Source organism: Obesumbacterium proteus (assembly GCF_001586165.1).
GTDB classification, from domain to species: Bacteria; Pseudomonadota; Gammaproteobacteria; order Enterobacterales; family Enterobacteriaceae; genus Hafnia; species Hafnia protea.
The window spans coordinates 137,608-155,197 of sequence record NZ_CP014608.1 but is presented as its reverse complement, the minus strand read 5'-3'; the positions used below and the strand labels follow the sequence as shown (position 1 = coordinate 155,197).

The 17,590-nt window shown below is 56.4% G+C and carries 20 protein-coding genes; all 20 read left to right on the top strand.

All coding sequences use genetic code 11. The features are described from left to right. Positions 1–2: 2 nt before the first annotated feature. The 20 genes from DSM2777_RS00790 to DSM2777_RS00695 all read left to right on the top strand — a co-directional run bounded on the left by DSM2777_RS00790 (position 3) and on the right by DSM2777_RS00695 (position 17,590). Positions 3–1,574, top strand: coding sequence for a DUF935 domain-containing protein (locus tag DSM2777_RS00790; protein WP_061552910.1), 1,572 nt, complete (start codon positions 3–5; stop codon positions 1,572–1,574). After that, positions 1,564–2,835, top strand: a complete 1,272-nt coding sequence (locus tag DSM2777_RS00785; protein ID WP_237087809.1) for a phage head morphogenesis protein — start codon at positions 1,564–1,566, stop codon at positions 2,833–2,835. The genes DSM2777_RS00790 and DSM2777_RS00785 overlap by 11 nt, the downstream gene beginning before the upstream one ends. After that, positions 2,835–3,386 (top strand): phage virion morphogenesis protein, encoded by a 552-nt coding sequence (locus DSM2777_RS00780; RefSeq protein ID WP_061552909.1) that lies wholly within the window; start codon positions 2,835–2,837, stop codon positions 3,384–3,386. The genes DSM2777_RS00785 and DSM2777_RS00780 overlap by 1 nt, the downstream gene beginning before the upstream one ends. Positions 3,387–3,612: 226 nt before the next feature. After that, positions 3,613–4,728 (top strand): phage protease, encoded by a 1,116-nt coding sequence (locus tag DSM2777_RS00775; protein ID WP_061552908.1) that lies wholly within the window; start codon positions 3,613–3,615, stop codon positions 4,726–4,728. Then, the gene (locus tag DSM2777_RS00770) at positions 4,721–5,116 is read left to right on the top strand and encodes a hypothetical protein (protein ID WP_061552907.1); all 396 of its coding nucleotides are present in this window, start codon (positions 4,721–4,723) and stop codon (positions 5,114–5,116) included. Before DSM2777_RS00775 ends, DSM2777_RS00770 begins: the two co-directional genes overlap by 8 nt. A gap of 11 nt (positions 5,117–5,127) precedes the next feature. Then, positions 5,128–6,036, top strand: a complete 909-nt coding sequence (locus DSM2777_RS00765) for a Mu-like prophage major head subunit gpT family protein (protein WP_061552906.1) — start codon at positions 5,128–5,130, stop codon at positions 6,034–6,036. After that, the gene (locus DSM2777_RS00760; RefSeq protein ID WP_061552905.1) at positions 6,036–6,461 is read left to right on the top strand and encodes an HI1506-related protein; all 426 of its coding nucleotides are present in this window, start codon (positions 6,036–6,038) and stop codon (positions 6,459–6,461) included. The genes DSM2777_RS00765 and DSM2777_RS00760 overlap by 1 nt, the downstream gene beginning before the upstream one ends. A 12-nt stretch (positions 6,462–6,473) precedes the next feature. Next, entirely contained in the window at positions 6,474–6,902 is a 429-nt protein-coding gene (locus DSM2777_RS00755) for a gp436 family protein (RefSeq protein WP_061552904.1), read from the top strand. Then, positions 6,899–7,540: a DUF1834 family protein gene (locus tag DSM2777_RS00750; protein WP_071889850.1), complete on the top strand. Its 642-nt coding sequence runs from the start codon at positions 6,899–6,901 to the stop codon at positions 7,538–7,540. The genes DSM2777_RS00755 and DSM2777_RS00750 overlap by 4 nt, the downstream gene beginning before the upstream one ends. Beyond that, the gene (locus DSM2777_RS00745; RefSeq protein ID WP_061552903.1) at positions 7,533–7,799 is read left to right on the top strand and encodes a DUF2635 domain-containing protein; all 267 of its coding nucleotides are present in this window, start codon (positions 7,533–7,535) and stop codon (positions 7,797–7,799) included. The genes DSM2777_RS00750 and DSM2777_RS00745 overlap by 8 nt, the downstream gene beginning before the upstream one ends. Further along, positions 7,786–9,210: a phage tail sheath subtilisin-like domain-containing protein gene (locus DSM2777_RS00740; protein WP_061552902.1), complete on the top strand. Its 1,425-nt coding sequence runs from the start codon at positions 7,786–7,788 to the stop codon at positions 9,208–9,210. Before DSM2777_RS00745 ends, DSM2777_RS00740 begins: the two co-directional genes overlap by 14 nt. A 12-nt stretch (positions 9,211–9,222) precedes the next feature. Further along, on the top strand, positions 9,223–9,600 hold the full coding sequence (locus tag DSM2777_RS00735; RefSeq protein ID WP_061552901.1) for a hypothetical protein: 378 nt from the start codon (positions 9,223–9,225) through the stop codon (positions 9,598–9,600). Next, positions 9,597–9,971, top strand: coding sequence for a hypothetical protein (locus tag DSM2777_RS00730; protein ID WP_237087808.1), 375 nt, complete (start codon positions 9,597–9,599; stop codon positions 9,969–9,971). The genes DSM2777_RS00735 and DSM2777_RS00730 overlap by 4 nt, the downstream gene beginning before the upstream one ends. Before the next feature lie 157 nt (positions 9,972–10,128). Next, on the top strand, positions 10,129–12,336 hold the full coding sequence (locus tag DSM2777_RS00725; RefSeq protein ID WP_061552900.1) for a phage tail tape measure protein: 2,208 nt from the start codon (positions 10,129–10,131) through the stop codon (positions 12,334–12,336). Beyond that, positions 12,336–13,715: a DNA circularization protein gene (locus DSM2777_RS00720; RefSeq protein WP_061552899.1), complete on the top strand. Its 1,380-nt coding sequence runs from the start codon at positions 12,336–12,338 to the stop codon at positions 13,713–13,715. The genes DSM2777_RS00725 and DSM2777_RS00720 overlap by 1 nt, the downstream gene beginning before the upstream one ends. Further along, positions 13,699–14,928 (top strand): phage baseplate assembly protein, encoded by a 1,230-nt coding sequence (locus DSM2777_RS00715; RefSeq protein WP_061552898.1) that lies wholly within the window; start codon positions 13,699–13,701, stop codon positions 14,926–14,928. Before DSM2777_RS00720 ends, DSM2777_RS00715 begins: the two co-directional genes overlap by 17 nt. Continuing rightward, a complete protein-coding gene (locus DSM2777_RS00710) occupies positions 14,918–15,553 on the top strand; it encodes a phage baseplate assembly protein V (RefSeq protein ID WP_061552897.1) in 636 nt (211 codons plus the stop codon). Before DSM2777_RS00715 ends, DSM2777_RS00710 begins: the two co-directional genes overlap by 11 nt. 53 nt (positions 15,554–15,606) lie before the next feature. Further along, a complete protein-coding gene (locus tag DSM2777_RS00705; RefSeq protein WP_061552896.1) occupies positions 15,607–15,957 on the top strand; it encodes a phage GP46 family protein in 351 nt (116 codons plus the stop codon). After that, a complete protein-coding gene (locus DSM2777_RS00700) occupies positions 15,957–17,018 on the top strand; it encodes a baseplate J/gp47 family protein (protein WP_061552895.1) in 1,062 nt (353 codons plus the stop codon). The genes DSM2777_RS00705 and DSM2777_RS00700 overlap by 1 nt, the downstream gene beginning before the upstream one ends. After that, the gene (locus DSM2777_RS00695) at positions 17,015–17,590 is read left to right on the top strand and encodes a YmfQ family protein (RefSeq protein ID WP_061552894.1); all 576 of its coding nucleotides are present in this window, start codon (positions 17,015–17,017) and stop codon (positions 17,588–17,590) included. The genes DSM2777_RS00700 and DSM2777_RS00695 overlap by 4 nt, the downstream gene beginning before the upstream one ends.

Here is a 17,590-nt window from a genome sequence, read left to right as displayed (position 1 = left end):
ACATGGTGCAAATTCTCGACCAGCACGGTAATCCGCTCAATAAAGCGGTGCTCAAAGCCCCGCAGACCGCGCAGATGGTACAGCTTAACCGTCACTGGCCGGAGCATCCCTCACGCGGCATGACCATTCGCAAGCTGCCGCGTATCCTGGAAGCGGCGGAACGCGGTGACCTGTCCGCCCAGGCTGACCTGTTTGAAGACATGGTCGAGCGTGACGGTCACGTATTTTCAGAGATGGCCAAGCGTAAGAATGCGCTGCTGACCCTCGACTGGAGCGTTGCGCCCCCGGAGAACGCCAGCGAAGAAGAGAAAAGTCTCGCGGCCCTGGTGTCGGGCTGGCTGCGTGATATTCCTGAGTTTGAAGATATTATCCTCAACGCCGCCGAGGCCATTGGCCACGGGTTCGCTGCGATGGAAATCGAAAAATGGGAGCTGGAAGATGACGTCTGGCTACCCACTAAAATTAAACTCCGCCCGCACCGCTGGTTTATGACCAACCCGGAGATCGACGATCAGATACGCCTCAACGACGGCTCCATGCAGGGCACTGAACTGTGGCCGTTCGGCTGGCTGGTGCATTACCACAATGCCAAATCCGGCTATATCGCACAGTCCGGTTTGTACCGCGTGCTTATCTGGCCTTACTTGTTCAAGAACTATTCCATTCGCGACCTAGCTGAATTTCTGGAAATCTACGGCCTGCCTGCCCGCGTCGGCACCTACGCCAGCGGCGCGACCGAAGACGAGCGCAACGCGCTGCTGCAGGCGCTGGTCACGCTGGGCCACAACGCGTCGGGCATTATCCCGCAGGGCAGCGAGATTGATTTCAAAACCGCCGCCAGCGGTCAGGCAGATCCCTTTGTGGCAATGATTGACTGGGCAGAGCGCACCGAGTCTAAGATTATCCTGGGCGCGACACTGACCAGCCAGGCCGATGGCAAGACCTCGACCAACGCCCTGGGCAACGTGCACAACGATGTGCGCCATGACATTCTGGTGGCGGACGCCAAGCAGATTGAGGGCTTCTTCCGGGGCTTTATCCGCATGTTGCTGTCGCTCAATGGCTATTCGGTCAGCAGCCGCCGACAGCCGCGTCTGGTGTTTGATACCCGCGATATCGAAGAAATCTCCAACTTCTCCACCGGTGTGAAAACGCTGGTCGAGGCCGGCGATGACGCTATCCCGGTTTCCTGGGTGCATAAAAAGCTGGGCATCCCCGACGCGCTGGACAATGAACCGGTGCTGCGTACGCCCGCCGTAAACTCAGTGACTGCCGCCTTAACCCGCCAGCCGAAACCCGGCTTTGCCGCGCTCAGTACTGCGGCTGCGCTCACCGATGACCCCGCTCAGGTGATACTCGACAATACCAGCAGTGTGCCGGAGGCCATCAACAATGCCATGCAGCAGCTGATAGCGCCGCTGGTCACCGCGCTCAGCACGGGCCAGCATCCTGATGAGGCGCTTAACATCATCGCCGCCAGCTATCCGCAGCTCGACGACGCGCAGCTGCAGCAACTGCTGACCCAGGCGCTGTTCGTTGCCGACATCTGGGGGCATATCAACAGTGCCAGCTAAAGCCGGTGTCGATCTCTCTTATGCTATCGGCCTTAAACCCGAAGAGGCTATCCGTTATTTTGAGGATAAGGGCTACACCATCGGGTTTAACTGGCACGACGTGGAGGCCCGCGCCCACGCTACGGCCTTCACCGTGGCTGGCGTGCTCAAGCAGGATGTGCTGACCGATATCCGCCAGGGCTTGAGCGACGCGCTGGCCAACGGCACAACGCTGGCCCAGTTCAAAAAAGCCCTGATCCCGACGCTCACGCAAAAGGGCTGGATGGGCAAAGGCCTGGTGGCGGATGCCGACGGCGTGCTCGAAGGCAAGCAGCTCACGCCGCGCCGCCTGGATACCATCTTTCAGACCAACATGCAGGCAGCATATAACGCCGGCCGTTATGAAGAGCAGCTGGCGAACGTCGAGTTCCGCCCCTACTGGGAGCGCGTCGCGGTCATGGATACGCATACGCGCCCGGCCCATGCCGCGCTCAACGGGTTTACTGCCCGGTATGATGATCCGGTGTGGCAGTTCATGTACCCGCCGGATGGGTATCACTGCCGCTGCCGCGTCCGGGCGCGGTCTGAGGGGGATGTGAAACGTAACTCACTCACCGTGCAGGACAGTAGCGACATGATTGAGACCGTGCAGCAGGCTTGGGGGCCGAACGATACCCGCCAGGTACAGGCACTGCGCAATCCGCTGAACGGTCAGTTGTACACTCCGGATGCAGGTTTTGGCCACAATCCGGGACAGGGTTCGCTGGCCGCACTGGGGCAACGGCTGCTTGACCGTTCTGCCGTGGCCACGCCTCAGCTGGCCTCGCTGGCCGTTGACCAGACGCTGCGTGAACCAACGCTGGTGAACGCGATGTCAAATGACGTTAAGCGCTTTGTTAATCAGACCGTAACCCAGGGTAAACCGGCCAATACGCTGCGCCACGTGGGCGCGATTAACCCGGACACACTGAATGCACTGACGCGTCGTGGCATCACGCCATCCGTGGCCCCGCTGACTGTTTACGATTCCGGAGTGCTGGCCGCGCCGGCTTCGCCCTGGGATTCATTGCCTGAGTTATTACGCCAGGCCGACGCCACCCTGCTGGATGATACCGGCCTGGTCTATGTAGTAAGCAAGGACGGGGTGCGTTATGCCGTGCGGGCTGACCTCATTGCTGCCCGCGAAGGCCTGCCGCTGTCCTTTCTTGACCAGGGCTTGCCACTCACCCCGGACACACTGGCGAAACTTGGCCAACTGACAGCGCTTACAGGGGCGCTCTGATGGGTGACAAGCTGGAAATTAAATATGACGTCACCGATTTCAGCAAAAATCTCGGTGACTTCATCAAGAAGCTGGAGAACCGCGAAGCGCTGATGCGCGAGATGGCGGCGGCGATGGGTGACGCGGTCGAGGAAAACTTCCGCAGTGAAGGCCGTCCCGCCTGGGCGGGCTGGAGTCCGCGTTATGCCAAAACCCGTCAGGGCGGGAAGATTTTGCAAAAATCCGGCCGGCTCGCGACCAGCATCAACCAGTACAGCGACAACGACAGTGCAACGGTCGGCACCAACGTGAAATACGCCCGCATCCATCAGGAAGGCGGCACCATCAATCAGCCCGCCCGTAAGCAGACCGTGCATTTCAGGCAGGATAAACACGGCAACGTCGGTAAGCAGTTCGTGAAAAAATCGCGTTCTAACTTTGCCCAGACCGTCGCGGTTGCCGCCTATAAAATCAAAATGCCGGCGCGGCCATTCCTGCATCTGACCGAGCAGGACGTCGAGGGGATGGAAGAGACCGTATCGAACTATTTTAAACGCCTGATTGACGATTAGTGAATAACGCGCTGTATGGCATTCTAAGCGCCTCAGCTGCAAAACCGTCACATACCTTCGCGACACCCCCTTTACGCCGTTTTTAAACGGGGTTTAAAAACGATGAGACGCATTGCCATCTGTCCGCTTAGGAGGCACTCTAGTCTGACCGCGTATTTCCTTCCTTTTTATAGCCACTGAACCCCTTCAACTTATTCCGCTTTTTGCACACCGGTAGTCTGGTGTCATGAAAACACTTATCGCCGCACTGGCAAATGAAATCTCCCAGGCAACCAAGGGAACCATCCAGCTCTTTCCGGCGGGTGAGTTTCGTGCGGTTGACGGACGGCCGACCGAATGCGCGTGCTGGCTGATGAATGCCGATATCGCCCAGTCGCTGATTGCGGCCGCCAATGCCAAGGTCACGCCTTACGTGCTCGACTATGAGCATCAGACCTTAAAGGCGGCCACCAACGGCCAGCCTGCACCGGCCTCCGGCTGGTTTAAAGACCTCGAATGGCGCGAAGGCGAAGGCCTGTTTGCGACCGTTGACTGGACGGCTGCGGCTGCCAGTTATATCGATGGCCTGGAATATCGCTACATTTCCCCTGTTTTCAGCTACGACAAATCCGGTCGCGTGACGGGCATTCTGCACGCCGCGCTGACTAATACGCCGGCTCTGGACGATATGGATGCGGTGATGTTAGCCGCCGCCTCTCTCCTGGCCACTCCACCAATCCAAGAGGGTAATGCCGGAATGGATGAACTACTTGAACAACTCCGCTGGATGCTCAATCTCCCGCTGTCCGCCACGATGGAAGACGTGATTGCTGAATTACAAAAAGTGATCGCCCGTCTTTCCAATGGTGACGGCACTGCCGCTGCCTCCGTGAATCTCCTGAACATCCTGGAGAGTAACGAAACGCAGGTTTCCACGCTGTCCACCCAGATTGCTGCGCTGACTACTCAGCAGCAGACGCCAGACCCGACCAAGTTTGTTTCGGTTGAAGTCATGCTGGCCTCTGTTGCAGAAGCCCGCGCACAGGCGGCGGCGCTGAGTCAGCAGGACTGCAGCGGGCTGATTACCGCCGCGCTCAGCGACGGTCGTTTGCTGGCCGCGCAAAAGTCCTGGGCGGAAGACCTGGGCAAAAAAGACCCGGCCAGCCTCAAAAGCTTCCTGGAGAAAGCGCAGCCTATCGCAGCGCTGACCCAGAGCCAGACGGGCGGCAAGCCACCGACCGGCACGCTGCCGCGTGAACCCGCATCACCGGATGACGGTGAACTTGACCTCGCGGTCTGCAGCCTGCTGGGCACCGACCCGAAAGTCGTGGCGCAGTTTATGAAGGAGAACGGCCATGAGTGACCGTAACACCATGCACAAAGACGGCGAGCTGTTCCCGGTTCCCGTCGCAGCGGCCACAGAAATTTTTGGCGGCCACATGATTTGCGCCAACGCTGCCGGTTTTGCTGTACCCGGTGTGGCCACGGCGGGATTTACCGTATTGGGCGTATGCGACGGCTGGGTGGACAACACCGCCGGCGCGGCGGGTGACGCTGTCGTGGTGGTTCGCCGCCGCAAGTCCTGGAACTTTGCCAACCTGGGCGCGGATGCGGTGACGCAGGCGCAGATTGGTAAAACCTGTTACCTGGCCGACAGCCAGACCGTGGCCAAAACCAGCGACACTGATGTTCGACCGGTCGCCGGTATCGTGCTGGGTGTTGATGCCGATGGCGTCTGGGTTCTGATTTAAGGAGAGTCACCGTGTTAGTAAACCAAAAGAACGTTAAGAGCATCTTCATCAACCTGAAAGCCACCTTTCAGGGAGCATTTACCCAGGCACCAACAGACTGGACGAAGGTCGCCATGCTGGTCACCTCCACCAGTAAAGAGAACGACTATGCCTGGCTGAGTCGTTTCCCAAAAATGCGCGAATGGATTGGGGACAAGGCCGTCAAGTCCCTGGCTGCCTTCGGGTACACCATCAAAAACAAGGACTGGGAAGCCACCATCGAAGTTGATCGTAACGATATCGAAGACGATCAGCTGCTGGGATATGCCCAGCAGGCGCAGGCTGCCGGTCAGTCAGCCTCTGAGCTGCCCGCCGACATTGTCTTTGCACTGCTCAGTGGCGGATTCCACAACCTGTGTTACGACGGCCAGATGTTCTTTGACGTCGATCACCCGGTGAAAGGGGTATCGGTCTCCAACAAAAGCACCAAAAAGCTGTCGGCGGATTCCTATGCTGCAGCCAAAGCCAGCTACGGTGCCGCCCGCACCTCCATGCGTCAGATGAAGGATGATGAAGGCTCATCGCTGAAAATCCTGCCAGGTATTTTAGTCGTCCCGCCAGCGCTGGAAGACACCGCCAATTACCTGATGACGGCAGACCGCTTCCCGGACAACACGCCGAACCCGTACAAAGGCACGGCGGAAGTGCTGGTGGTCGCAGAGCTGACCTCCGACACCGCGTGGTTCCTGCTCGATACCTCCAAGGTCATGAAACCGCTGATTTACCAGGAACGTAAAAAAGCCGAGTTCGTGGAGCAGACCGACTACAACAACGACAACGTCTTCATGCGTAAGAAGTTCCTGTTTGGTGCTGAAGCCCGCGCCAACGGCGGATACGGCTTCTGGCAGATGGCGTATGGCTCAACCGGGGAGACCGCATAATGCCGATTCAAATCACCGCGAAGCGGGACGGATTCCGCCGCTGTGGCATGGCCCACAGCGATAAAACCCAGACCTACGCTGACGATCACTTCTCCGCCGCACAGCTGCAGGTGCTGGAAGCGGAAGATCAACTGGTGGTGGTACGCCTGTCTGACCAGGAACTGGCGGTCAACTCCACCGACATCAGTGATCAGCTGCTGTCGGCTCAGCAGAAAATTGACACGCTGACGGACAACCTCCAGACCACGACGGAACAGCTCACCGCCGCCAATGCGCAGGTTGAGAAACTAAATGGTGACCTGAGCCAGGCAACCGCAGACCTGACGGCGAAACAGGAGACCATCGCAGCCCAGGCGGCTGAGATTGAGACCCTGAAAGCCCAGGTGGTGAGCCTGACACCGGCTGACGATAAAACGAAAAAATAAGGACAGCATCTTATGTACGCCACGCGCGATGACATGGTAACGGCGTTCGGTGAGCGGGAATGTATTTCCCTCACCGACCGGGAGTTTACCGGCGCTGTCGATGATGCGGTGATGCTCAGCTTTTTAGAGCAGGCCTCGGCTGAAATCGACAGCTACCTGGTCGCCCGTTATCCCACGCCGTGGCCGGATGCGCCGCGCCTGCTGGTCGGCCGCTGCTGCGCGATTGCCCGTTACCTGGCGTGCGGCGCACAGACGCAGGTCACGGACGAAATCCGTGACCGCTACCGCGATGCCATCCGCTATCTCGAACAGGTGGCCAGAGGCACGGTTTCCCTGGGCAGATTACCCAATGGTGACGTGGTGCCGTCCGGGGCGCGGGTGAAGTTCTCGTCTAACGGCCGCGCTTTTGGCCGTGATTCAACGGATGGAGGTGCCTTTTGATTATCCAGACTGAACGCGCCATCTGCGAACGCCTGCGTCAGGGGCTGGGACGGATGTCCAGCGCTGTGCGCTCTTACGGCGGCGAGCTTGATGGTGATATTGCAGAAATCGCCAGGCAGTTACCGGCCGTCTGGGTGACCTTTGGGGGCATTCAGAAAACCGAAAACGTCAACGTGGGTAAGCGTAAGTATAAAACGCACGGGCGCTTTGTGGTCATTGTCGGTGAGCGCAACGTGCGCAGTGAGGAAGCCTCCCGCCAGGGCGGGCCCAACCTGAACGAGGTGGGCACCTATAAGCTGATTGCGGCCGTGCGTCGCCTGCTCTCGGGTCAGGATATGTCGCTGCCCATTGAGCACCTTATTCCGGGGCGGGTGCGCACGCTCTTTAATACGCCGCTGGAACACCAGGCGCTGTCCGTTTTTTCCTGCGAGTTCGATACCGCCTGGATTGAAGAGGCGCTGGAGAACGGCGCATTCCCTGTGGTCGGTGCACCGCCAGATTCGGTAGACAGCATCTTTACCGGTTACCAGGGCGAGGTCAGTCAGCCTGACCCTGACTGGCTGACCACCCGTCTTGATTACCATATTCCGGGAAGCCACCGGCTTTCGGATGGAGAGGACATTATTTCCCATGACTGATTTAACCCTCAAAGCCGCCGCCGGCGTGCGCGTCCCGCAGGAAGACAATGCGCGGCGTTACATCACGGATGCGCAATCTGTCACTGTGCCGGACAGCGCGTATTACCAGCGCCGCCTTCGTGACGGCGATGTGATCCTGGTGAATGCTGAAGCTCCAATACCGGCTAAAACGCCCGTGACGGCCCAGCCTGATACGGGCACTGCCGCCTCAGCCACTCTCAAAACTGCATCCAAAGAGGTGACCGATGGCCAGTCCTAACGTCTCGTTTAATACCATCGGCTCCGGTATCCGCAAGCCGGGCAAGTACTTTGAATTTAATACCGCGCTGGCCGTGCGCACGCTGCCGGGCAACACCCAAAAGATGCTGATTATCGGCCAGATGCTGGCGACGGGTACGGCGACACCGCTGGCCGCCGTGGATGTATTCTCCGGTGACCAGGCGGCACTTTATTTCGGTGCCGGTTCGTTGGCACACCTGATGACGCTGGCCGCTATCAGCAGCAACAGCTATCTGTCACTGCAGGTGATTGGCGTCAACGATGCAGCCAACGGCGGTGCTGCCGCCACCGGCACGCTGACCCTGACGGGGCCTGCGACCTCAACCGGCGTGGTATCGCTGTGGATTGGCAATACGCGTCTGGATGTGACGGCCACTGCAGGGGACACCGCGACAGTCACGGCCGCAGCGCTGGTCACGCTGATTGGCCAGACGCCGGCATTGCCGGTGACGGCCTCGGCAAATGCCGGCATCATTACCCTGACAGCGAAGCACAAAGGCACGGTCGGTAACGATATCAACCTGCGGGCACAGTCTACGGCGACCGGTGCTACCGTCGCAGTAGTGGCGATGGCTAATGGTGCGACAGACCCGGACATTGCGCCAGCGCTGGCGGCAGTCTTTGCGGCCGGTCATGACATTGTGGTGAGTCCGTTCTCCACGCAGACCGCGCTTACCGCACTACGCACGCACATCAAATCGGTCAGCGGGCCGCTTGAGCAGCGCAGCGCTATCGGCGTCGGCGGCTGGGCGAAAACACTGGCCACCGGCACCACGCTGGCGGGTCAGATAAATGACGGTGCGATCACCCTCGGCTGGCATAACGGCTCTGTCATGCTGCCGGGTGAAATCGCGGCGGCTTATGCGGCGGTCATTGCCAGTGAAGAAGACCCGGCCCGTCCGCTCAACACCCTGGCTCTGGAGGCGCTCGATGTCACCGCGCTGGCCGATCGTCCGGGGCGTAACGAGCAGGAGAACGCCCTTTATAACGGCCTGACGCCGTTTGAGATTGGCCCCGGCGACGTGGTGCAGATTGTCCGGGCCATCACCACCTACACCGTGGATGCCCAGGGCATTGATGATGTGGCACTGCTCGACCTGACCACCATCCGCACCCTGTATTACGTGCGTAAAGCCTGTCGTGAGCGTATCGCGCTGCGCTTCCCGCGCGACAAGCTCAGCACCCGAACCGGGCCTAAAGTGCGCAGCGAGTTGCTCGACGTCCTTTATAAGCTCGAAGAGCTGGAGATTGTGGAGGAAGTTGACGCCAACAAAGACGCGCTGATTGTTGAGCGTGATTCTCAGGACGTTAACCGCCTGGACGCGGCCATCCCGTGTGACGTGGTGAACGGCCTGCACGTATTTGCCGGCCGCATCGACCTGCTGCTGTAAGGAGCCTTAAACATGGCATTAGAAGAATACGTCGGTTCGATCATCCTGGAGATGGACGGCCAGGAAATCGAGGTTACCGACCTTAAGGAAGACGTCACCACCGGCCGCAAGCTTGTGAAGACGATGAACAAAACGGGCCGTGCCAAAGGGTTTGCACGCGGTATTGCGGAATATCAGCTGACCATTTCCGTTGTGGTGCCGTTAACGGGCGACCTTGACTGGGAAGCAATGGAAGGCTCGAAAATCACGCAGTACCCGCTGAGCGGCAGCGGCGGTAAGCGCGTGTCCTATCTGGACTGTTTCAGTACCCAGGTCGGGGCCACCTACACCGTCGATAACGAAGCCAAACGCGACATTACGGTCAGCGCACTGCGCAGGGTGACCGAATGATGATGGACAGCGGCATACTACTGCACGGCGTAGAAGCGAACGGCAAGGTGCATTTTGATTTCACCGTGCGCCTGCCGGTCATTCGTGACACCGTGGAAGCGCTTGAACTGACAGCAGAAACCAAAGGCACCACGGACGGCGCAGCGGCCAATATCTTTTACCGCGTGGCCATCATTGCTCGCGTGCTGGGTTCGCTGGGTGACCTGAGTCAGGATGACATTACGGCTGAGTTGCTGCTTGACCAGCTGACGGACGATGATTTCGATCTGATTGACGCGCAGATTTCCGCCCTTAAAAAAAAGCGGATGGATTTGAGGCCGACATCGCCGGATACCGCCTCACCGTCCTCGCCCTCGGAAAGTACGGCATAACCGAGCAACAAATCGGCGCAATGACCCGCGCCGAGCTTGACGGCTACATCAACGCGCTCGCCCGGTTGCATGGCAAGAAACCGCCAGCGGCCGGCGCGAGCCATACTACCCGCAGCGTCAAATCCCGCCGCCAGAAGCCTAACCGGAGGAAGAAGTAATGGCCCGTAATCTGGAACTGGCGCTCACCCTGGCCGCCAAAGACACCGCCTCCAAAGTCCTGAAAAAAGCCATGCAGGACACCATTGCTCAGACCAAGGCCGTTGAGAAAGCGGACGACCAGCTGGGCAAATCACAAAAGCAAAACAGCGACAGCGCAATCCAGGCCTCCAAAGCCCTGCGTTCAGAGTACCAGCAGTCGGCCAAAGCGCGTTCTACGCTGGGCATCCGCGCGGAGCGCGACATTCAGCGGGAGATTCAGCTCACTCAGGCGGCGTACAATCGCCTGACCCGAAGCGGCGTCATGTCAGCGAACGAACAATCCCGCGCCTTCGAAGCCATGACCAGCCGAGTCAGCAAACTGCGCGGTGAACTCAACAGCGCCGGACAGTCCATGTCACGCATGGAGCGAGCCAAAGGCTGGGGCTCCAATGCGATGGCGATTGCAGGCGGTGTTACTGCCGCAGGGGCTGTCCTAGCTCAGCCCGTTAACAATCAGATGACGTATGAACGCAAGCTCGCGGACATGTCAAACACTGCGTTTGCTGACCAGGGAATTAGCGGTCGCAAAGCCGGTATGCAGCAGATGGACTCACTTATCCGTGAGACAGTTAAAACGGGCGGTGGTAATAAAGACAGTGCGGCCGATACGTTGAATGCGCTGCTCGCATCCGGTGCGGTTGATTTTAGTTCTGCAAAAACATTACTTCCGGTCATTCAGAAATACGCTACTGCATCAGGAGCTGACCCGAAAGACCTGGCACAAATTGCTATTCGCCTTAAACAGACGTTCGGCATTCAAGACCAGGACATTGGCAAGGCGCTAAACATGGCTCTTGCTGCGGGTCAGGCGGGTTCATTTGAATTATCTGACCAGGCGAAATATCTACCCGCCCAATTAGCGGCAGCCAGTAATCTGGGTATGAAAGGTTTAGGTGACTTCTCCACCATACTGGGCCTTAACCAGGCTGCTGCGATCACATCAGGTGACAGCAGTCAGGCTGGCGTTAACGTCACTGATTTACTGCTTAAAATAAATAGTAAGGATGCCGCCACAGCGGCGGCAAGGGTTAAAATTAATGGGCATGGCATCGACCTGCCAGGAACGTTATCCGCCGCGCGTGCTAAGGGTATAAATCCCCTTGAGGCATTTAACCGTGTTGTCGATAAGGTTGTTGGTAATAATCCAGAATATCAAAAATTAGAGAGCAGATTAAAAACGGCTAAAGGTGGTGAGCGTCAGGAAATAATGGAGGCGCAAAAGAAACTGTTAGAAGGTTCAGGTATCGGACAAATTATTGCTGATCAGCAAGCTCTTTTTGCATTAGTAGGTTATCGCGCAAACAAGAAATACTTTAATGATGTGGTATCTGGTGCAAATCAACAACGTGATTTACCGGATGGGCAGCGTGCGGGGGATGTTAATTATGGTCTTATTCAGGATACGAATGATTACAAAACTGACCAATTAAAAAACGTTCGCGATTTCTCGGAAATGGACTCTATAAAATCACTGTCAGATGTCCTAGGTAATTTATCGAAAGAACTTACAGATTACTCTTCAAAATATCCTGAACTCACTACAGCAATATCAGGTGCAACAACAGGTATTAAGGCATTAGCGGCCGTCGCAGCAGCTGTAGCAGGTATTCGCATTCTGACCGGTGGTGGTATTCCTGGATTCGGTAAAAAAGGCGGGGGTAAATTCAACCCCACCGATATTTTGACGGGTGAAAAGTCTGGTGTCGTCCCAGTGTATGTGACGAACTGGCAAAATTCCGATGGGAACAACGGCTCCAAAAATTCACGTAACGGCATTAAAGGCCCGTTAGGTTCACTTTTGGGTAGCTTCTCAGGTTATGCCGGGTCTGCATTTGACCTAAGTGATCGTCTCGACTCTGCAAAGCAAGAAGCGGATGCAAAAGGTATCAGTGTGGGACAACTGATGGTTGATAGAGCTAACGCACATAAAGACCAACTTACGGATGATACCCCGTTATCGTGGTGGAGTAAGCCATCCACAATTGGAATGGATGCGGGCAGCGATGGTACAGGAGTGCCTTCCTATCTGCGGCCTCAGCAACAGCAATATCCATTTATCCCGATTCAAATCCAGAACACCATGATGCTCGACGGCAAAGTCGTGGCGGAGTCTACCAATGAAGTCAACGCCAGCCAGGCTAATCGCGGCTCGACGGGAGGTTACTAATGTCCTGGTCTGAAAATATGCAGGATGCGAGTTTCCGCAGCGTTCGTTTTGATGTGATCAATACGCGCGATAGTGTAGAACGCGCCCTGGCTCAGCATGAATATCCCTATCTCGATGGTGCTGATATCGAGGACATGGGCGCACAACCCCGCAGCCTGCAGCTTACGGCCATGCTGTGGGGGGATGACTATGAAAGCCGGTTACAGACGTTACTCCAGGCGCTGGATAAGCGTGATGCGGGGGATTTGATCCACCCGATATTCGGCTCTATGCCGAATATGCAAGTGAAGGTTTACCAGGTCAACCACGAAGCTGAAAACGTAGATGCTTGCACGCTAGATATCCAGTTTATACAGTCAAAAACAGGTAATCCGTTTTTTGTCACCGGTTACCCAACGTCTCAGGCTGATGCGATTTTCAATAAAATCCAGGGCATGATTGATAATGCCAATACCCTGATAGACAACGCACTTAAACCTTTGCGTACCGCCCGCAGTTTGATGTCGAAAGCCAAGTCTCTGGCTACGGCCGCACTGAATATGGTGACCGTTTTCAAAAGCGAAGTGACGGGCTTTATCAGCAGTACGACGGATTTCATTAATTATCCGGCGGCATTTTTCAGTGACCTGCAGTCCACACTGAGCCTTAAATCAGCCAGCTCGCAAAGCAGTGCCGGCAAAAGCGTTGGGGCTTATTCTACTGCCACTCCTACGTCAACAACGAGTACCGATATCGCGTCACAGGTGGCACTACAGACCTATGCTGCCACGCCCGGACTGATTATGTCGGACTGGTCAGCCGTGTATGCACAGGCTAAAAGCGTGGCCTCGTTGCCGGTAGACCTGGTCACGGGGGAGAAAGAAGCCCCGGTCGCGATGCCGTCACGCACCACCACGGCGGACATTGCCGAACTCATCACACTGACCTCACTTGCCGTCACCATAGAGCTGACCGAGCAGGCTTCCGCCATTCTCAGTGAGGATACGCTGACGGCTTACATGACCCCGGATGATGTTGAAACCATTGTGAACGCTACTCGTCAGTCGATTCAGGACACCATCGACCAGCACCGCACGCTTTACGCGCCGGCGCTCAGTACAATCAGTAGTAGTGAGCAACCGTTAGGCTTGGAATATGAGCCCGTGATATCGGCATTAAAAGATATTGCGTTGTCGCTGCAGACGCTAGGTGACGCGGTAATCAATGCCCGACCACCGCTGACAAAGCGCACGGTCAATCGCGTGGCCAACCTGCATTTGATTGCCTACGAGTGGTACGGCGATTTTAGCCGGGCCGACGAGTTGCAGCGCCTGAATCCGAAACTGCGCGACCCAAATAACCTTAAACCGGGGGACATCATCAATGCCTACAGTGAATAATCAGCAGGCGGCGATTGTTGACCAGGATAAGGTCAGCGTCATTATCGCCGGCAAAGCGCACGCAGACTGGATGACCTACCAGATTGACAGCGATTTTCTTATCCCGGCAGACCAGTGGAGCATGACGCTGGGTCTGCCGTCCGGTAAGTTTCCAGCCGATGTGAAACGCGGCGCGGCCGCCCAGGTAAAAATCGGCGCGGATACGGTGATGGTGGGTCGGATTGATAATGTCCAGCGCTCCGTTGCCCGTGGTCAGGTTGCACTATCGTTAAGCGGCCGTGACAGCACGGCCATACTGGTGGACTGCGCGTCACCGGTACTGACCGCCCGCCAGGTGACACTGGAAGAAGTTATCGCCCAGGTTGTCCGGCCGCTCGGTATCACCAACATCCGGCTGCAGGCTGAAAGCTCAATCCGCAATGACAAAATAACCGTCGAGCCCGGCGAACGCGCCTGGGATACGCTGATGCGTGCGTGTGCCTGTCGCGGTCTGTGGCCGTGGTTCGCCCCGGACGGCACCTTAATTATCGGCGGCCCGGACTACACCACCGCGCCGGTGGCCACGCTGATAATGCGCCTCAGCGGTAAGGGGAATAATCTCCTGCAGCTCAGTGATACCAGTTCTATCGAGCGCTCATTTTCCCAGCTCACCGTGCTGGGCCAGGGGCACGCGCACACCACCAAAAAAAGCAGCCTGGCTATTGTCGATGTTGATTCAACAGCGGCAATCACGGTCGAAGACGACACTGATACGAACGACAGCCAGGACAGCACGGTTGGCACGGCCGAGACCGGCTTTCACGGCATGAAGGCGGTCGTGTCAGACCCGTCGATTTCTTATTATCGTCCGCAGGTGCTTGTCATGCACGACGCGGACAGCCAGGAACAAATCCAGTACCGTGCCCGCAAGGCGATGGCTGATGCCCGTCTGGCGGGCTATGCACTCAATGCCACCGTTCAAGGTCACCGCACGTCGGACAAGGTGCTGTGGTCTCCGGGCCAGCGTATTCACATCATCAGCGAACCGCATGAAATCGACACCGTTTTTTTCCTGATGGGTCGTGAGTTCAATCGCAGCCGCAGCGGCGGTACCATTACCACACTGAGACTCAAAGAAGATGGCGTCTGGATACCGGATGCATTTCCGAAGAAAAAGAAGAAGCGCAACGCGAAGAAAAAGAAAGCCGATGTGAGGATTGTCGATGTGGAATAATGTTGATGAGCGTATTAGCCGCGCTTTATCCGGCATTCGTCGGGCGTTTAGAGGGGTTTTAACACGCGTTAACAGCGCAGGCCCTGTGCAAACCGTGCAGGTCAATGGTGTTGCCGGCGAGCAGTTGCAAGACGCAGAGCTTTACCAGCACTTTGGCTTTACGTCCGTGCCACCGTCCGGTTCTAAAGCGATCATTTTACCACTGGGCGGCCAGACTTCACACGGCATCATCATCGCTACCGAACACATGGCCTACCGTATCAAGGCACTGAAATCTGGTGAGGTATCGATTTACAGCGATGAAGGTGCCCATGTCACGATTAAAAAGGGCCGCATCGTTGATGTGGAATGTGATACATATCAGGTCAGGTGCAAGAACTACAACGTGACCGCAGAAGAACAGGCTAACTTCGATACCCCGATGGTCAATGCAACACATCAGGTGACCGCACAGGAAAAACTGACCGGCAATGGCGGCATGGCCATTCAGGGCGGAACGGGTGCCAGCTTTAACGGAAGCGTCACCCAGAAAGGCGGTAACTACACCACTGACGGTGATGTTAAAGCGGGTGATATCGGCCTTAAAACCCATCACCATTCCGGCACCGACGGCCCTCTCGCATAGCCACTGAACCCCTTCAACTGAATCACTGAGATCCATGCTGCTAACCTGCCAGCATGGATACTCTTCTCGACCCGACGACTGGCGACTACGCCGGCATTCAGACTCAAACCCTGGCAAATCCAGTTTATCTGCGTTTGATGGTGCCGCTCGGCTCCTGGTGGGCAAATCCCAAACTGGGTTCAAAGCTGCATTTACTGCAGCGCGAGAAGGATGTCAGCCGCGTCAGGGTGCTGGCGAAACAATATGCCGAAGAAGCTTTGGCACCTCTGGTCAATGATGGCCGTGCTACCAGCATCACGGTTACGGCCAGTCAGGGTAATCCTGGCTGGTTGATCTTACGGGTTGAAGTGGTCTCCGCCGCCAACCAAAAACAAACCTTTAAACTCCCTGTGAGAGTCTCCTGATGCCGTTCACGTCGCCGACCTTTGAAGACATCCGCCAGAATATCCTGCGGGATATCGTGAACCTATTGCCGGATGCGGATACCGGAGACGACAGCGATTATTACATCCGGGCCTCATCGGTTGCCAGCGTTGCTACTGGTATTTATCAGCATCAGGCCTGGATTGTCCGCCAGATTTTTCCTGATACGGCCGATACTGAATACCTCGAATGGCATTGCCGAACCCGTGATATCTATCGCAAGTCTCAGACCACGGCCACGGGGGAAATCGGCGTCACCGGCGAGGTTAACGCGACAGCCGCGGCCGGTTATGTCATCAATCGCGGCACACTCTCCTACACCACCACGACAGCGGTCACTATCGGCGCTGACGGAACCGCGAGCGTTGATGCCATTGCAAGTCAATCAGGCTCAGCCGGTAATACACTGGCGGCAGTCAGCGGTATCTTTGCCTCCACGCCTGCCGGGTTCGACAGCACTGTGACTATTGGCATCATGGGCGGCGGCACTGACCAGGAAACCGATGCTGAAATGCTGGTCAGGCTGCTTGACGTTATTCGCCGTCCGCCAGCTGGTGGCAATAAATATGACTACAAGCGCTGGGCGATGTCGGTTGATGGCGTCACCGGAGCTTACGTTTACCCCTTAAGACGGGGATTGGGTACGGTCGATGTTGTTATTACCTCCGCTGCCGGTGCGCCGTCAGCCGAAATCCTGCTGGCCACCCAGACCTATATCGATACAGTCCGGCCAGTGACCGCTAAAAACTCACTGGTACTGGCTCCGACGTTTAAAGTTGTTGACCTGAATATAAGGGTTTCACTCGATGGCGTCACGCTTGCTGCAGCCACTGCGGCGATTCAGGCCAGCATCACCGACTATATCAACCGTTTGCCTCCAGGCGATGCGTTTATCCGTTCTCAGGCTGAAATGCTTATATCCGAAGTGACCGGCGTTATTGACCGCAGCATTATTTCACCTGTTGGCAATGTTTTACCTACTGTTGACGACTCTGTTGTGGAATGGATCCGTGCGGGGACTATCACGGTGACAATGTTATGAGTAAAGACAACGCCACTCTGCTGGCTTTACTTCTTCCGCCTGTGGCTTATGCCACGCAACAGCCCCTTATTGAGGCGGAACTTAGCGCAGAGGGTAACGCCTTTGATGCAGTTAATCTTCTGTCTGAGTCGATAGTTAAAGCTGTTACCCCCATTTATGCCGCCAACTTACTTAGTGATTGGGAACGTGTTTTAGGGATTGGTTCCAATGCGGATATGACCTACCAACAACGACTTGAAAAGGTGCTGTTAAAAATTGCTGAAACCGGTGGTCTAAGTATTCCTTATTTCAAAAAGCTTGCATCAAGGCTCGGCTACAGCATTGAAATTGTTGAGCCTACAGCTTTTCATGTCGGGATTAACCGATGTGGCGACCGCCTCATGATTGAAGGAACCATGTGGACATGGGGTGTAGTTATCTCTGGTCTTAAGGTCAAGCCCTATTATTTCCGTACAGGTTCCTCAGCAGTTGGAGAGCACTTATCTGTTTTTGCAGATGCTGTGATTGAATCCGTTTTCAATGATTTGAAACCTGCCCATACCTTTTGCTATTTCGTTTACCAGGACAGCTAG

Excerpts from the sequence above, each read along its gene's own strand:
- DSM2777_RS00730 (WP_237087808.1), top strand. The coding sequence starts at position 9,597 with ATGATGATGGACAGCGGCATACTACTGCACGGCGTAGAAGCGAACGGC.
- DSM2777_RS00775 (WP_061552908.1), top strand. The coding sequence starts at position 3,613 with ATGAAAACACTTATCGCCGCACTGGCAAATGAAATCTCCCAGGCAACC.
- DSM2777_RS00710 (WP_061552897.1), top strand. The coding sequence starts at position 14,918 with ATGTGGAATAATGTTGATGAGCGTATTAGCCGCGCTTTATCCGGCATT.
- DSM2777_RS00695 (WP_061552894.1), top strand. The coding sequence starts at position 17,015 with ATGAGTAAAGACAACGCCACTCTGCTGGCTTTACTTCTTCCGCCTGTG.
- DSM2777_RS00755 (WP_061552904.1), top strand. The coding sequence starts at position 6,474 with ATGTACGCCACGCGCGATGACATGGTAACGGCGTTCGGTGAGCGGGAA.
- DSM2777_RS00790 (WP_061552910.1), top strand. The coding sequence starts at position 3 with ATGGTGCAAATTCTCGACCAGCACGGTAATCCGCTCAATAAAGCGGTG.
- DSM2777_RS00715 (WP_061552898.1), top strand. The coding sequence starts at position 13,699 with ATGCCTACAGTGAATAATCAGCAGGCGGCGATTGTTGACCAGGATAAG.
- DSM2777_RS00725 (WP_061552900.1), top strand. The coding sequence starts at position 10,129 with ATGGCCCGTAATCTGGAACTGGCGCTCACCCTGGCCGCCAAAGACACC.
- DSM2777_RS00700 (WP_061552895.1), top strand. The coding sequence starts at position 15,957 with ATGCCGTTCACGTCGCCGACCTTTGAAGACATCCGCCAGAATATCCTG.
- DSM2777_RS00720 (WP_061552899.1), top strand. The coding sequence starts at position 12,336 with ATGTCCTGGTCTGAAAATATGCAGGATGCGAGTTTCCGCAGCGTTCGT.
- DSM2777_RS00745 (WP_061552903.1), top strand. The coding sequence starts at position 7,533 with ATGACTGATTTAACCCTCAAAGCCGCCGCCGGCGTGCGCGTCCCGCAG.
- DSM2777_RS00770 (WP_061552907.1), top strand. The coding sequence starts at position 4,721 with ATGAGTGACCGTAACACCATGCACAAAGACGGCGAGCTGTTCCCGGTT.
- DSM2777_RS00740 (WP_061552902.1), top strand. The coding sequence starts at position 7,786 with ATGGCCAGTCCTAACGTCTCGTTTAATACCATCGGCTCCGGTATCCGC.
- DSM2777_RS00780 (WP_061552909.1), top strand. The coding sequence starts at position 2,835 with ATGGGTGACAAGCTGGAAATTAAATATGACGTCACCGATTTCAGCAAA.
- DSM2777_RS00760 (WP_061552905.1), top strand. The coding sequence starts at position 6,036 with ATGCCGATTCAAATCACCGCGAAGCGGGACGGATTCCGCCGCTGTGGC.
- DSM2777_RS00735 (WP_061552901.1), top strand. The coding sequence starts at position 9,223 with ATGGCATTAGAAGAATACGTCGGTTCGATCATCCTGGAGATGGACGGC.
- DSM2777_RS00705 (WP_061552896.1), top strand. The coding sequence starts at position 15,607 with ATGGATACTCTTCTCGACCCGACGACTGGCGACTACGCCGGCATTCAG.